Annotated in this window: 1 protein-coding gene; it reads left to right on the top strand. The window is 73.4% G+C overall.

All coding sequences use genetic code 11. The features are described from left to right. The first annotated feature begins 11 nt into the window (after positions 1–11). Positions 12–16,514 carry a type I polyketide synthase gene (locus ACFY2L_RS35385; RefSeq protein WP_390824382.1) on the top strand — a complete coding sequence of 5,501 codons (16,503 nt, stop codon included), beginning with the start codon at positions 12–14 and terminating at the stop codon, positions 16,512–16,514. The last annotated feature ends 29 nt before the right edge of the window (positions 16,515–16,543 follow it).

The following is a 16,543-nucleotide window of genomic DNA, read 5'->3' as shown; positions in this document are numbered from 1 at the left end:
AGTGGCATCGAATGGCGAGCAACGAAGAGAAGCTGCGGGACTACCTCAAGCTGGTCACGGCCGACCTTCGTCAGACACGCAAACGTCTGCAGGACCTCGAGGAACAGCGGCAGGAACCCGTCGCGATCGTCGCGATGGGCTGCCGCTTCCCCGACGGGGCCGACACCCCCGAGGCACTGTGGCGGCTCCTGTCCACGGGAACCGACGCCGTCACCCCCTTCCCGGCCGACCGCGGCTGGGACCTGGACGCGCTGTACGACCCCGACCCCGACCGGCCCGGGACCTCGTACGTCCGCGAGGGCGGCTTCCTGCACGAGGCGCCGCTGTTCGACGCCGAGTTCTTCGAGATCTCGCCCCGCGAGGCCCAGGCCATGGACCCGCAGCAACGGCTGCTGCTGGAGACCTCCTGGGAGACCGTCGAGCGCGCGGGCATCCTGCCCGCCTCCCTGCGCGGCTCGTCCACCGGCGTGTTCGTCGGCGCCATCGCCCAGGACTACCTGCCGCGCTCCCACGACTCCCAGGCCGACCTCGGCGGCCATCTGCTCACCGGCAGCACCATCAGCGTCGCCTCCGGCCGCATCGCCTACTCCTTCGGTCTGGAGGGCCCCGCCGTCACGGTCGACACGGCGTGCTCCTCCTCGCTGGTCGCTCTCCATCTCGCCGTACGGTCCCTGCGCTCCGGCGAGTGCGATCTGGCGCTCGGCGGCGGCGTGACCGTCATGTCCGGTCCCGAGATGTTCGTCGACTTCGGACGGCAGCGCGCGCTCGCCGCCGACGGCCGGTGCAAGGCGTTCTCCGCCGCCGCCAACGGCTTCGGCCCCGCCGAGGGCGCCGGCATGCTGCTCCTGGAACGCCTCTCCGACGCCCGCCGCAACGGCCACCCCGTCCTCGCCGTGATCCGCGGCAGCGCGGTCAACCAGGACGGCGCGTCCAACGGCCTGACCGCCCCCAACGGCCCCGCCCAGGAACGGGTCATCCGCTCGGCCCTGGCCGACGCCGGCCTGTCCGCCGAGGACATCGACGCCATCGAGGCCCACGGCACCGGCACCCCGCTCGGCGACCCCATCGAGGCGGAGGCGCTGCTGGCCACCTACGGCGCCGCACGACCCGAGGACCGCCCCCTGTGGCTCGGCTCCGTGAAGTCCAACATCGGTCACACCCAGGCGGCCGCCGGCGTCGCAGGCGTCATCAAACTCGTCCTGGCCATGCGCCACGGCCTGCTGCCCCGCACCCTGCACGCCGACGAGCCGTCCCGGCACATCGACTGGACCGCCGCCGACCTCCGCCTGCTCACCCATGAGCAGCCCTGGCCCCGCCTCGGCGACCGGCCGCGCCGGGCGGCCGTCTCCTCCTTCGGCATCAGCGGCACCAACGCCCACCTGATCGTCGAGGAGGCGCCCGCGCCGGAACCGCGCGACCCGCAGAGCGAGACGGACCAGACACCCGCGACCACCGCTCCCGCTCCCACGGCCGGGCGCCCCGACCGCCCGACCGGCGCACACCCCCTGCCCTGGGTACTGTCCGCGCGCACCCGCGCTGCCCTCCACGCACAGGCCGCACGCCTGCTCGCGCACCTCGGAGACGAGCCCCACCCGCACCCGGCCGCCATCGGCCGCGCCCTCGTCACGACCCGCTCCACCTTCGAACACCGGGCCGTGATCACCGGCCGCACCCTCACCGACCTGCGCACCGGCCTCACCGCCGTGGCCGCCGACGAATCCCACCCCCACACCGTCACGGGAAGCGCCCGGCCCGGCGGCCGACTGGCCGTCCTGTTCACCGGCCAGGGCTCGCAACGCCTGGGCATGGGACGGGAGTTGTACGAGACGTATCCGGTGTTCGCGGACGCCTTCGACGCGGTGGATGCGGAACTCCCCTTCGGCTTGCGGGAGGTGGTGTTCGGTGAGGACGCCGAGCGTCTGAACCGGACGGAGTTCGCGCAACCGGCCCTCTTCGCCCTCGAAGTGGCGCTGTTCCGGCTGCTGGAGTCGTGGGGTGTGCGTCCGGACGTGCTGGTCGGGCATTCGATCGGTGAGATCGCGGCCGCTCATGTGGCGGGGGTGTGGTCGCTGGCGGACGCGTGTCGTCTGGTGGTGGCGCGGGGCCGGCTGATGCAGGCCCTGCCGTCGGGCGGTGCGATGGTGGCGCTCCAGGCCACCGAGGACGAGGTCCTGCCGCTGCTCGGTGACGAGGTGGGCATCGCGGCGGTCAACGGTCCGCAGGCGGTGGTGATTTCGGGTGAGGGGGAGGCGGTCGGGGAGATCGCGGAAGGTTTCCGTGCCCGGGGCCGCAAGGTCACGGCCTTGCGTGTCAGCCATGCCTTCCACTCCCCGCTGATGGATCCGATGCTCGACGACTTCCGGGCCGTGGCCGAGACCCTCACCTACAGCGCCCCGCGCATCGCCGTGGTCTCCAATGTCACCGGCCGCCCGGCCGACCCCGACGAACTCACCTCCCCGGACTACTGGGTGCGGCACGTCCGCCGGCCGGTCCGCTTCGCCGACGGCGTACGTGCCCTGGCGGAACGCAAGGTCGGCCGGCTGCTGGAACTGGGCCCCGACGGCCAGCTGACCGCCCTGGCCCAGAGCTGCATGGACGGCGCTTCCCCCGTCTTCGCGACCGCCCTGCGCAAGGACCGGCCCGAGCCGGAGAGCTTCCTCGCCGCCCTCGCCCAGCTCCATGTCAGCGGTCTTCCGGTCCGTTGGGAGACGGCGTATCCCCACGACGAGCGGACCGGCCCGGCTCACGAGCAGGTCCCCCTGCCGACCTACGCGTTCCAGCGGCGCCGCTTCTGGTCCCGGGACGCGGGCTCGACGCACGGGGATCTGGGTGCGGTGGGGTTGGGTGCGGCGGGGCATCCGTTGGTGGGTGCCGCGGTGGAGTTGGCCGGTGGGGATGGTCTGTTGTTGACGGGTCGGTTGTCGTTGGTTGCGCAGGAGTGGTTGCGTGATCATGTGGTGGCGGGTGTGGTGGTGTTTCCGGGGACGGGTTTCCTGGAGTTGGCGTTGCGGGCCGGTGGTGAGGTGGGCTGTGACGGGGTGGAGGATCTGACGATCGCGGCGCCGTTGGTGGTGCCGGAGCGGGGTGGGGTCCGGGTTCAGGTGCGGGTGGGTGCGGGGGACGATGCCGGCCGACGCACGCTGGAGATCCACTCCCGTGCCGACGACGCCCTCGACTCCGATCCGTGGACCCTCCATGTGACCGGGGCGCTGTGCGAGGCTTCGGACTCGTCGTCCGCCGGTGGTTTCGATTTCGGTGTGTGGCCGCCGCGGGGTGCGGTGGCGGAGTCGGTGGAGGGTGTGTACGAGCGTTTCGCCGGGCTGGGGTTGTCGTACGGGCCGGTGTTCCAAGGCCTGCGTGGGGTGTGGCGTCGTGGTGGGGAGGTTTTCGCCGAGGTCGCGTTGCCGGAGGGGCAGGAGGCGGTTGCGGAGCGGTTCGGGGCGCATCCGGCGTTGGTGGATGCGGCGTTGCATGCGGTGATGTTCACGTCGGTGGTGGGGGAGGGGCGGGCGCGGTTGCCTTTCTCGTGGTCCGGGGTGTCGTTGTGGGCGTCGGGTGCGTGTGCGTTGCGTGTGCGTTTGGTGGTGTTGGGGCCGGACTCGGTGGCGTTGGAGCTGGCGGATCCGGCGGGCGGGCTGGTGGCCTCGGTGGAGTCGCTGGTGTTGCGGGAGGCGTCCGGCGGCCTGGTGGCGGCGGACGGCGGTCACGTCGACCACCTCTTCCAGACCGACTGGGTGAAGATCCCCACGAGCCCGGCCCCCGTTCCGGCGGCTGCCCGTACCGCTCTGCCGGGCCCCGACGAGACCGTGCCCGCCGATGTGCTCGTCCGGGTCGAGCGCCCGGCCGACGACACCACCGAGTCCGTCCACGAGACGACCAGGCAGGTGCTCGGCCTCCTCACCGACTGGCTGGCGGAGGAGCGGTTCGGGGGTGGCCGTCTGGTGGTGGTGACCGAGGGGGCGGTGGCGTGGGACGGCGGGGCTGCGGATCCGGTGCTGTCGGCGGTGTGGGGTCTGGTGCGGTCGGCCCGGGCGGAGAATCCGGGGCGGTTCGTGCTGGTCGACGTGGACGGTGCGGACGAGTCGTGGGCCGTGGTGGGTGGTGCGCTGGCCTCCGGTGAGTCCGAGTTCGCGGTACGCGCGGGGGGTGTCTTCGTTCCGCGTCTGGTGCGTGCGGCGTCGGCTTCGGCTCTGACGGTGCCCGAGGGGCAGCCGGAATGGCGGCTGGACGTCGTGGAGAGGGGGACGCTGGAGGGGCTGGCGCTGTGTGCGGTTCCTTCGGTCGAGCTGGCGGAGCAGCAGGTTCGGATCGCTGTGCGTGCGGCGGGTGTGAATTTCCGTGATGTGTTGAACGCGCTCGGCATGTATCCGGGGGATGCGAGGGACTTCGGTCTGGAGGGTGCGGGTGTGGTGACCGAGGTCGGCCCGGGTGTGTCGGGGCTGGCGGTGGGTGACCGGGTGTTCGGCATGTTCTCGGGTGCTTTCGGGCCGGTGGCGGTGGCGGACGCGCGGACGGTGGCCCGGATTCCGCGGGGCTGGACGTTCGCGCAGGCGGCGTCCACGCCGATCGTGTTCCTGACGGCGTATTACGCGCTGACCGAGCTGGGCGTGGTGCGGCCGGGGGAGTCGGTGCTGGTGCATGCGGCTGCCGGTGGTGTGGGTATGGCGGCGGTGCAGTTGGCGCGGTATCTGGGGGCCGAGGTGTTCGGCACGGCGAGTGCCGGCAAGTGGGACACGCTGCGGGAGCTGGGCCTGGACGCCACGCACATCGCCTCGTCCCGTGACACGGACTTCGAGGCGGCGTTCCTGGCTGCGACCGGCGGCCGGGGTGTGGACGTCGTACTGGACTCGCTGGCGGGTGAGTTCGTGGATGCGTCGTTGCGTCTGCTGCCGCGTGGTGGCCGGTTCCTGGAGATGGGCAAGACGGACATCCGGGACCCGGAGGCGGTGGCTGGTGAGCATGCGGGGGTGGTCTATCAGGCGTTCGATCTGATGGATGTGGATCCGGAGCGGATCGGCCGGATGCTGGCCGAGCTGGTGGCACTCTTCGAAGCAGACGTCCTGCGGCCCCTTCCGGTCACCTGCTGGGACGTGCGCAGGGCTCCGGAGGCGTTCCGGTACCTGTCGCAGGCGCGGCATGTGGGCAAGGTGGTCCTCACGGTCCCGGCGCCGATGGATCCCGACGGGACGGTCCTGGTGACCGGTGGTACGGGTGGTCTGGGCGCGCTGGTGGCCCGTCGTCTGGTGACCGGGCACGGCGTGCGGCATCTGCTGCTGGCCAGCCGGCGCGGCCTGGAAGCGCCTGGCGCATCCGAACTCGTCGATGAGCTGACGGAGTTGGGTGCCGAGGTCGAGGTGACGGCACTGGACGTGGCCGACCGTGACCAGCTCTCCGCCGCCCTCGCGGCCGTCCCCGCCGCCCATCCGCTGACCGCGGTGATCCACACGGCGGGCGTCCTGGACGACGGGGTGGTGTCGTCCCTCACCGGGGAGCGGCTCGCGAGGGTGCTGCGGCCGAAGGTCGACGCGGTGGCGCATCTGCATGAGCTGACCCGCGAAGCCGACCTCTCCGCGTTCGTGGTCTTCTCCTCGGTGGCCGGTACGTTCGGCAGCCCGGGTCAGGCCAACTACGCTTCCGCCAACGCCTTCCTGGACGCCTTCGCCGCCACCCGCCGCGCCGCCGGCCTGCCCGCCGTGTCCCTGGCATGGGGGCCGTGGGCACCGGGCGCGGGCATGACCGCCGAACTGGCCGAGGCGGACCTGCGCCGCATGGCCCGCGAGGGCATGCAGCCCCTTGTCCCCGAGCAGGGCCTCGGGCTGTTCGACGCCGCCCTGGAGATCGGCCCGGCACTCGAACGAGCGGCGGTGCTGCCGATCAACCTCGACCTCGCGGCGCTCCGCAGACGTGGCCGGCTCCCCGATCTGCTGCGCTCCCTCGTGCGCGCGCCCGGGCGCCGGGCCGCGGAGGCACAGGCGGCGGTCGGAGGGACGGCCGACCTCGGCCGACGCGTCAGAGGGCTTCCCGAGCCCGAGCGGGAAAAGTTCCTGCTGGACCTCGTGTGCGGACAGGCCGCCTCCGTCCTGGGCCACGCGTCCGCCGCCGACCTGGAGGCTGACCAGGCGTTCAAGGCCCTCGGTTTCGACTCCCTGACCTCGGTGGAGCTCCGCAACCGCGTGAGCGCCGCCACCGGCATGAGACTCCCCGCCACCCTGGTCTTCGACTATCCGACCCCGGTCGCCCTGGCCCGGTACCTCCTGTCCGAGTTGTCGGACGGAGACGAGACCGCCGACACGGCGTCCGCCCTGCCCGTGCCGACGACTGTGTCCGACGATCCGGTGGTGATCGTCGGCATGGCATGCCGGTTCCCGGGCGGTGTCGGCTCGCCCGAGGACCTGTGGCGACTGGTCAGCGAGGGGCGTGACGCGATCGGAGGCTTCCCGACGGATCGCGGCTGGGACCTCGACGGCCTCTACGACCCCGAGCCGGGCCTGGTCGGTCGTACCTACGTCCGCCAGGGCGGTTTCCTCTACGACGCCGCCCTGTTCGATTCCACGCTCTTCGGGATCTCGCCGCGTGAGGCGTTGGCGATGGATCCGCAGCAGCGGTTGCTGCTGGAGACGTCGTGGGAGGTGCTGGAGCGGGCGGGGATCGACCCGGCGGCGCTGCGCGGCAGCCGGACCGGTGTCTTCGCCGGCGCGATCACCCAGGACTACGGCTCCTGCATGCGCGCCGGGGAGCACGACTCCGACGGCTATCTGCTGACCGGTTCGACGGGGAGTGTCGCCTCGGGTCGTATCGCGTACACGTTCGGTTTCGAGGGTCCTGCGGTGACGGTCGACACGGCGTGTTCGTCGTCGCTGGTGGCCCTGCACCTGGCGGCTCAGGCCCTGCGCTCCGGTGAGTGTGACCTGGCGCTGGCGGGTGGTGTGACGGTGATGGCGGGGCCGGAGATGTTCGTGGAGTTCTCGCGGCAGCGGGGGCTTGCGGTGGACGGCCGGTGCAAGGCGTTCTCGGACGGCGCGGACGGTACGGCGTGGTCGGAGGGTGTGGGGCTGCTGCTGGTGGAGCGGTTGTCGGACGCGCGGCGCCACGGGCACCGGGTGCTGGCGGTCGTGGCCGGCTCGGCCGTCAACCAGGATGGTGCGTCGAACGGTCTGACGGCGCCGAACGGTCCTTCGCAGCAGCGGGTGATCCGGCAGGCGCTGGCGGGAGCCGGTCTGCGGCCCGCCGATGTGGACGCGGTCGAGGCGCACGGCACGGGCACCCCGCTCGGCGACCCGATCGAGGCCCAGGCCCTCCTGGCCACCTACGGACAGGACCGCGAACAGCCGCTCCTGCTGGGCTCGTTGAAGTCGAACATCGGTCACACGCAGGCGGCGGCCGGTGTCGGCGGCGTCATCAAGATGGTGATGGCGATGCGCCACGGAGTACTGCCCCGCACCCTGCACCTGGACGAACCCTCCTCCCACGTCGACTGGACGGCAGGGGAGATCACTCTGCTGACCGACAACACCGAGTGGCCCCAGCCCTCCGACCGGCCCCGCCGTGCCGGCGTCTCGTCCTTCGGCATCAGCGGCACCAACGCCCACGTCATCCTCGAAGAGGCTCCTCCCGCGGAGGCCATCGCAACGGACGAGGCGCAGTCGGTCCCGGGCGTCCTGCCCTGGGTGATGTCCGCGGCCGGCGGTGCACTGCCGGCCCAGGCCGAGAAGCTGGCGGCCTTCGTCGAGGCGCAACCCGACCTCTCACTCCCTCAAGCCGCCCTCGCACTGGCCACCACACGCACCGCCCTGGAACACCGCGCGGTCGTCCTGGCCGCCGACCGGGACGACTTGCTGAGGGGACTGCACGCACTGGCGGAGGGTGCCGATGCCCCAGGACTGATCCGTGGTGCGCAGACGCGGGCGGGCAAGACGGCTCTGCTCTTCGCGGGGCAGGGATCGCAGCGCCTCGCAATGGGACGGGAGTTGTACGACACCTGTCCCGTCTTCGCCGAGGCTTTCGACGCCGTGGATGCGGAACTCCCCTTCGGTCTCGGGGAGGTGGTGTTCGGCGAGGACGCCGACCTGCTGAACCGGACGGAGTTCACCCAGCCCGCCCTCTTCGCCCTCGAAGTGGCACTGTTCCGGCTGCTGGAGTCGTGGGGCGTACGCCCGGACGTCCTCGCCGGTCACTCCATCGGTGAGATCGCCGCCGCGCATGTGGCCGGTGTGTGGTCGCTGGCTGACGCGTGTCGTCTGGTGGTGGCGCGGGGCCGGCTGATGCAGGCGCTTCCGGCCGGTGGCGCGATGGTGGCGCTCCAGGCCACCGAGGACGAGGTCCTGCCGTTCCTCGGTGACGAGGTGGGTATCGCGGCGGTCAACGGACCGCAGGCGGTGGTGATCTCGGGTGCGGCGGAGGCCGTCGAGGACATCGCTGCCCACTTCCGTCACCGGGACCGCAAGGTCACGGCGCTGCGGGTCAGCCACGCCTTCCACTCGCCGCTGATGGAGCCGATGCTGGCCGACTTCCGCAAGGTCGCGGAGAGCCTGACGTACGAGCGGCCGAGGCTGGCGTTCGTCTCCACGGTGACCGGGACGGCCGCCACCGCCGAGGAACTGATGTCGCCGGACTACTGGGTGCGGCACGTGCGTCGGCCGGTGCGTTTCGCGGACGCCGTCCGCGCGCTCTCCGAGCAGGGCGTGGGCCGTTGTGTCGAGCTCGGCCCGGACGGCACCCTCACCGCTCTCGCCCAGGCGTCGCTCGACGACGCCGGGGCCACGGTGCTCGTGCCGGTGCTGCGCAAGGACCGGCCCGAGGCCACCTCGCTCCTCGCCGCCCTCGCCACCCTGTTCACCGCGGGCGCCGACGTGGACTGGAGCGCCGTCCTGCCCGTCGGCGGTGCCGGCGCCGTGGAGCTGCCGACGTACGTCTTCCAGCGGAAGCGGTTCTGGCCGCAGGCGTCGCACAGCCGTCCCGGAGACCTGGCCGCCGCCGGGCTCGACGCGGCGGGCCACCCGCTGCTCGGCGCCGCCGTCGAACTCGCGGACGGCGGAGTGGTGCTGACCGGACGCCTGGCGCTGAGCTCCCAGCCGTGGCTGCGGGACCACGACGTCCTGGGCGCGGTGGTCTTCCCGGGTACGGGCTGGGCCGAACTGGCGTTGCGCGCCGGCGACCAGGTGGGCTGCACCCGGGTCGAGGAGCTGACGATCGCGGTGCCGCTGCTGGTGCCGGAGCAGGGCATGGTCCGCCTGCGGGTCACCGTCGGCGAGTCCGACGACTCGGGACGCCGCACGGTGGAGGTGCACTCACGCCCCGAGGACGCCTCGGACGACACACCGTGGGTGCTGCACGCCGGAGGTCTGCTGGCTCCGGACACGGCGGCGGAGGCGCCCTCCGACGCGGGCTGCGACTTTGCCGTATGGCCCCCGCAGGGTGCCGAGCCCCGCCCCGTGGCCGACGTGTACGACCGGTTCGCCGCTGCCGGGCTCGCGTACGGGCCGGTGTTCCAGGGGCTGCGCACTGTGTGGCGGCGGGGCGACGAGGTGTTCGCCGAGGTCGTCCTGCCGGAGGAGCACGAGGCGCTCGCGGGCCGCTTCGGAGTGCATCCCGCGCTGCTCGACTCGGCCCTGCACGCCGTCCTCCTCGGTCCCCTCGGTGGCGCGGGCGCCGGACGACTGCCGTTCTCCTGGCGCGGGCTGTCCCTGCACGCGTCCGGGGCCCGCGCCCTGCGGGTGCGGGTGGTTCCGGCGGGCCCCGACGCGGTGTCCCTGCACGTGGCCGACCCGTCGGGTGGCACCGTCGCCACCGTCGAGTCGCTGGTGCTGCGCGAGGTGCCCGCCGAGGGGGTGGCCGGCGCTTCCCCCGCGGGCACGGGCGCCTCCGCCGGGACGTACGTGATCGACTGGACGCCGTTGCCGTCGGCGTCCCCGTCCTCGGCCCCGGCCTCCGCCGGGACGGCACCGCCCGCCGACGGCCGTACGGTCCTGCTGACGGACCACGCGGCCCCGGACGACCACCCCACGGCCGTACACCCTGCCGTCCCCGCCCGCACCTGGTCGGAGCTGACCCGGGCCGTGCACGACGGCGACCCCGTCCCCCGGACCGTGCTGCTGCCCTGGAGCAGCCCCGCCGACGCCTCGCTGTGCGGCTCCTCCGCCGCGGCCCACGCCGTCACCGCCGCCGCGCTCACCTTCGTACAGGACTGGCTGGCGGCCGACGAGCTCACGGAGGCCCGGCTCGTCGTCGTCACCCGGGGCGCGGTGGCGGTGCGGCCGAACGAGGAGTCGGATCCGGCGCTGGCCGCTCTGTGGGGTCTGACGCGCTCGGCCCGCACGGAGAACCCCGGCCGTTTCGCACTGGCCGACCTGGACGGCACGCCGGAATCCTGGAGCACACTGGTCACGCTTCTCACCGGACCGGAACTCCCCGCCGCCGAGGCCGAACTGGTCGTCCGAGGGGACGAGGTACTCGTTCCGCGGCTGGCCTTCGCAGCCTTGCCCGCCCCCTCCGCCACCACCGCCCCCTCCGCCACCACCGGCGCCGGCAGCGAGAGCGACACGGTGCGCCTCGCGGACGGCACCGTCCTCGTCACCGGCGGCACCGGCGGGCTGGGCGCCCTGGTCGCGCGTCACCTGGTCACCGAGCACGGCGTACGCCACCTGCTGCTGGCGGGCCGGCGCGGACCCGGGGCGCCGGGCGCGGCCGAACTCACCACCGCCCTCACCGACCTGGGCGCCCACGTCACCGTCGCGGCCTGCGACGTGGCCGACCGGCAGGCCCTGGAAGGCCTGCTGGCGTCCGTCCCGGCCGACCGCCCGCTGACCGGAGTGATCCACACCGCCGGTGTCGTCGACGACGGCGTACTGGCGTCGCTGACCGAGGAACGACTGCTCACGGTGCTGCGTCCCAAGGCGGACGCGGCCGCACACCTCGACGCGCTCACCCGCGACCTGGACCTGGCCGCGTTCGTGCTGTTCTCCTCTGTGTCGGCCACCTTCGGCGGCGCCGGACAGGCCAACTACGCGGCGGCCAACGCGTACTTGGACGCCATCGCCCGGTGCCGCCGCAACCTCGGCCTGCCCGCGGTCTCGCTCGCCTGGGGTCCCTGGGCACCCGGCGCGGGCATGACCGCGGGGCTGACCGAAGCCGACCTGAGGCGCATGGCGCGCGGCGGCGTACGGCCGCTCGCCGTCGAGCAGGGCCTCGCGGTGCTCGACGCCGTACTCCGGGACGGCGAGCCCGCCTTCCTCCTCCCCGTCAACCTCGACCTCCGGGCGCTGCGCGAACTCCCCGACCCGCCCGCGCTGTTGCGTGGGCTGGTGCGTGGCCCGGCCCGGCGCACCGCGCACACCGGCGGTCACGCCACCGGCGGCGACGAACTGCGCGGCCGGCTGCTGGCCCTGCCCTCCGCCGAACGCGAACCGTTCCTGCTGGAACTGGTCTCCGGCCTGGTGGCCCAGGTGCTCGGCCACGCCTCCGCCGCCGACGTGGAACCGGACCAGGCCTTCAAGACACTCGGCTTCGACTCACTGACCTCGGTCGAGCTGCGCAACCGCGTCAACGCGACGACCGGGCTGCGCCTGCCCGCCACACTGGTCTTCGACCACCCGTCGCCCCTCGCGCTCGCCCGGCACCTGCTGACCGCGCTCGCCGGCGACACCGCCGAGGCCCATGGTGCGGCGCTGCCCGCCTGGAAGGGCACGGACGACGACCCCGTGGTCATCGTGGGCATGGCCTGCCGGTTCCCCGGCGGCGTCGAGTCGCCCGAGGATCTCTGGCGACTGGTCAGCGAGGGCGTGGACGCGATCGGTGACTTCCCGGCCGACCGCGGCTGGGACCTGGAGGAGCTGTACGACCCCGAGCCCGGCCGGCTCGGCAGGACCTACGTCCGCCGGGGCGGCTTCCTCTACGACGCAGCGTCCTTCGACGCCGGACTCTTCGGGATCTCACCGCGCGAGGCACTGGCGATGGACCCGCAGCAGCGGTTGCTGCTGGAGGTGTCCTGGGAGGTCCTGGAGCGGGCCGGCATCGACCCGACCGCGCTGCGCGGCAGCCGCACCGGGGTGTTCGCCGGCGTCATGGGCCAGGACTACAACTCCTGCCTGCGCGAAGGGGAGCACGACTCCGACGGCTACCTGCTCACCGGAAACACCAGCAGCGTCCACTCCGGCCGTATCGCCTACACCTTCGGCCTGGAGGGCCCGGCGATGACGGTCGACACCGCCTGCTCCTCCTCCCTGGTCACCCTGCATCTCGCCGCACAGTCGCTGCGGGCCGGCGAATGCGACCTCGCCCTCACCGGCGGTGTCATGGTGATGTCCACGCCGGACACCTTCGTCGACTTCAGCCAGCAGCGCGGGCTGGCCTCCGACGGCCGCTGCAAGTCCTTCGGGGCCGGAGCCGACGGTACGGCCTGGTCCGAGGGCATCGGCATGCTGGCGCTGGAGCGCCTGTCGGACGCGCGGCGCAACGGGCATCGCGTGCTGGCCGTGGTCGCCGGCTCGGCCGTCAACCAGGACGGCGCCTCCAACGGCCTGACCGCACCCAACGGCCCCTCGCAGGAGCGCGTGATCCGGCAGGCGCTGGCGGGAGCCGGTCTGCGGCCCGCCGACGTGGACGCGGTCGAGGCGCACGGCACGGGCACACCGCTCGGCGACCCGATCGAGGCCCAGGCCCTCCTGGCCACCTACGGCCAGGACCGCGAACAGACCCTGTGGATGGGCTCGTTGAAGTCCAACATCGGTCACACACAGGCGGCGGCCGGTGTCGGCGGCGTCATCAAGATGGTGATGGCGATGCGCCACGGCGTTCTGCCCCGCACCCTGCACGCCGAGGAGCCGTCGCCCTTCGTCGACTGGTCGGCCGGTGACATCACCCTGCTCACGGAGAACCGGCAGTGGCCGGAACCGCCGAACCGTCCCCGGCGCGCAGGCGTGTCGTCCTTCGGCATCAGCGGCACCAACGCCCACGTCATCATCGAGCAGTCACCCGACACCGCCGCCACGTCCCCCGACCTGGACACCCCCGAACCGGCCGCGGTCCCGGAGGAGTTGCCCCTTACCCCGATCGCCCTGTCCGCCGCTTCCGAGGGCGCCCTGCGCGGCCAGGCCGAACGGCTGTGGGCTCACCTCGACGCCGACCCCGGACTGCGCCTGAGCGACCTGGGCCTCTCGTCGTCCCTGCGGCCCTGGCTGGAGCACCGCGCCGTCGTCCTGGGCGCCGACCGCGCCGAAGTGCTGCGTGGACTGCGCGCACTGGCGATCGGCGAGCAGGACACCGCCGTCCTCACCGGCACACCCGGCCGCTCGGGCCGACGGCTCGCCTTCCTGTTCGCGGGGCAGGGTTCGCAACGCCTGCGCATGGGGCGTGAGTTGTACGAGACGTTTCCGGTGTTCGCCGAGGCTTTCGACGCCGTGGGTGCGGAACTCCCCTTCGATCTGCGGGAGGTGGTGTTCGGGGAGGACGCCGAGCGTCTGAACCGGACGGAGTTCGCGCAACCGGCCCTCTTCGCCCTCGAAGTGGCGCTGTTCCGGCTGCTGGAGTCGTGGGGCGTACGCCCGGACGTGCTGGTCGGGCATTCGATCGGTGAGATCGCGGCCGCGTATGTGGCCGGTGTGTGGTCGTTGTCGGATGCGTGTCGTCTGGTGGTGGCGCGGGGCCGGCTGATGCAGGCGCTTCCGGCCGGTGGTGCGATGGTGGCGCTCCAGGCCACCGAGGACGAGGTCCTGCCTCTGCTCGGTGATCGGGTGGGTGTCGCGGCGGTCAACGGACCCCAGTCGGTGGTGATTTCGGGTGCGGGGGAGGCGGTCGGGGAGATCGCGGAAGGTTTCCGTGCCCGGGGCCGTAAGGTCACGGCTTTGCGTGTCAGCCATGCCTTCCACTCCCCGCTGATGGATCCGATGCTGGAGGACTTCCGGGCGGTGGCCGCGAGTCTGTCGTACGGGCAGGCGCGGATACCGGTCGTCTCGACCGTCACCGGTGAGGCAGCGGCGGCTGAGGAGCTGGCCTCGCCGGAGTACTGGGTGGAGCATGTGCGGCGGGCGGTGCGGTTCGCCGATGCGGTGCGGTGTCTGGACGGGCAGGGCGTGTCGCGGTGCGTGGAGCTGGGTGCGGACGGCACGCTGACCGCCCTGGCGCAGGGGAGTCTCGAGGGTGACGCGGAGGGCCGTCTGCTGACCCCGACGCTGCGCAAGGACCGCTCCGAAGCCCGGTCGATCCTCTCCGCGGTCGCGGGCCTGCGGCTGCACGGCGGCCAGGTGGACTGGCGCGCCGTCTTCGCTCCGGCCGGGGCGACCGTGGTGGACCTGCCCACCTACGCCTTCGAGCGTGAGCGGTTCTGGCCCGAGGGCGCGCGTCCGGGCGGTCAGTCCGCGGCGGGCTCCGCCGACCGCGCGGACGCCGGTTTCTGGACCGCGGTCGAGCGGGGCGACGGCCGTGCGCTGGCCGACTCGCTCGGTGTGGCCCAGGACGCGCTGGACGGGCTGCTGCCCGCGCTGTCGTCGTGGTGGCGCGGACAGCGGGAGCAGTCCAGGGTCGACGACTGGCTCTACGGCATCACCTGGAAGCCGCTCGGCGCGATGTCCGGCGCCGCGCTGCCGGGCCGCTGGCTGGCCGTGCTGCCCGCCGGGTCGCGGGAAGACGCCTGGAGCGGCGCCGTCCTGGAAGGCCTCGCCGCCTACGGGGCCGAGGTGGTGCCGGTGATGTACGAGCCCGGCGCCGACCGGGCCGCGCTCGCCGCGCTGCTGGCCGCGGCGGCGGGGGAGGAGCCGGTCGCCGGTGTCCTGTCCTTCCTCGCGCTGTCCGAGCCGCACGGCGGGCACACCGCGGATGACGGGGCGGACGCCGGGCGCTCCGCCGCCGGTGACGGTCTTCCGGCCGGCCCCGCCGCCACCGCCGTACTCCTGCAGGCGTCGGGCGATGCCCACCTCGCGGCTCCGCTGTGGGCACTGACCAGGGGAGCGGTCTCGGTGAACCGGTCCGACCGGGCGCCCGACCCGGCGCAGGGCGCGGTCTGGGGACTGGGCCGGGTCGCGGCGCTGGAGCACCCCGAGGGCTGGGGCGGTCTGGTCGACCTGCCCCAGGCCGTCGACCGGCGAACGGCGGGCCGTCTCGTCGGCGTCCTCACGGGCCGTACGGGAGAGGACCAGGTGGCGATCCGGGCGACCGGTGTCTTCGGGCGGCGGCTCGCCCGCACGGTTCCCGGCGACCTCGGCGCGGGATGGCGTCCCTCGGGCACCGTGCTGATCACGGGCGGGACGGGCGCTCTGGGCGCCAGGGTGGCCCGCTGGGCCGCCGCGCAGGGCGCCGAGCACCTCGTCCTGATCAGCAGGCGCGGCCTCGACGCGCCCGGCGCGCCCGATCTGCGCGCCGAACTCGCCGCCTCGGGCGTACGGGTGACCGTGGCCGCCTGTGACGCGGCGGACCGGGACGCTCTCGCGGCGCTGCTGGCCGAACATCCCGCGGACGCGGTGGTGCACACGGCCGGCATCCTCGACGACGGGCTCGTGGAGGCGCTCACCCCGGAGCGCTTCGCGGCCGTCCTGCGCGCCAAGGCCGTCGCCGCGCGCAACCTCGACGTGCTGACGAGGGACCGGGAGCTGTCGGCGTTCGTGCTGTTCTCCTCCTTCGCGGGCTCGGTCGGCTCGCCGGGCCAGGGCAACTACGCCGCCGCCAACGCCTACTTGGACACCCTCGCCGAGCAGCGCAGGGCGGCCGGGCTTCCGGCCACGTCCGTGGCCTGGGGGCCGTGGGCGCAGGACGGCATGGCGGCCGACGGCGGTGTCGAGGAGTACCTGCGCCGCCGCGGACTGACCGGACTCGACGCCGAGCCGGCCCTGGTGGCGATGGAGCGGCTGGTGGGCGCCGGCGATCCGGCCGCCGTCGTGGCACGGGTCGACTGGACGCGGTTCGCCCCGGCGTTCGCCGCCGGGCGGACCACGGCCCTGCTGGGGGAGATCCCGCAGGCCGAGGCCGCGCTGCGGGACGCGGCGTCCGGTGCGGACGCCGACGCGCTGCGGCAGCGGCTGGCTGGACTGGGCGCCGACGAACGTTCCGCTGCGCTGGTCCAGTTGGTGCGGGAGCAGGCGGCCGTGGTCCTGGGCCACGCCAGGTCCGACGCGGTGGATCCGGTCCGTGCGTTCCGCGAGGCCGGGTTCGACTCGCTGACCGCCGTGGAGCTGCGCAACCGGCTCGGCGCGGCCACCGGACTCCGGCTGCCGGCGACCCTGGTGTTCGACTATCCGGCACCGGTGGACATCGCGCGCCATCTGGGCGCCGAACTGGCCGGCTCCGACGACGGCCTGGACGCGAAGTCCGGGGTCGTCGCCGAGATCGACCGGCTGGCGGGGGTCCTCGCGACCGAGGCCGGGGCCGGCGGCGAGGCCCACCCGGAGATCACGGCGAAGCTGCGCGGACTGCTGGCGATGTGGACCGGCGCCGACGCCGCCGACGAGACGGACGACGCGATCGCCGAACTGGACGGGGTTACGGACGACGAGATGTTCGACCTGATCGACAAGGAATTCGGGATCTGACCACCCGGCTCGGGCGACGGGACCGTTCA

The organism is Streptomyces sp. NPDC001381 (assembly GCF_042895685.1).
In the GTDB taxonomy this organism is placed as follows: Bacteria; Actinomycetota; Actinomycetes; order Streptomycetales; family Streptomycetaceae; genus Streptomyces.
This window is presented reverse-complemented; position numbering and strand designations above follow the sequence as displayed.